The following is a 412-nucleotide window of genomic DNA, read 5'->3' as shown; positions in this document are numbered from 1 at the left end:
ACGGTTGTCGAGTTATAGTACGAAATGGCCATGTAATCTACGGTACCAGCCAATAAGTCAGCCCGATCTTCATCTGTAATATCTGGTCGGATACCAGTCCGCCTAAAGAATGCCTCCAACTCGGCTGGATAAGCACCACGAACGTGAACATCAGTAAACCAGTCACGTGCCTGACGCGCCTTTTGGAAAGCCAGCATATCGGCAGGCTTTGGACTAGCCGGATAGAGAGCGGCCACGTTGACCATCCCCCCAATCACGAAATCAGGATTAATCTCATGACCAATTTGGACCGCCTTTGCTGAGGCAACCAACTCATAGTGCCCGGCCTGCATCATAGCTGCTTGCTTATCAGCCAGTGTTGCCTTGTCATCAAATTTCAGTCCCGAATTCGTCCACACCATAAACTCGAAAA

General features: G+C 49.8%; 1 protein-coding gene. It reads right to left on the bottom strand.

Annotated elements, in window-relative coordinates; translation table 11 throughout:
- Window positions 1–412, bottom strand: a 412-nt coding sequence (locus WEIDD23_RS12335) for a family 1 glycosylhydrolase (protein WP_156469684.1), incomplete at both ends; no start/stop codon positions are given.

The sequence above is a fragment of the Weissella sp. DD23 genome (assembly GCF_001579105.1).
In the GTDB taxonomy this organism is placed as follows: domain Bacteria; phylum Bacillota; class Bacilli; order Lactobacillales; family Lactobacillaceae; genus Weissella; species Weissella cibaria.
Note: the sequence above shows the minus strand (reverse complement) of the source record. Positions and strands in the feature narration are given on the sequence as shown.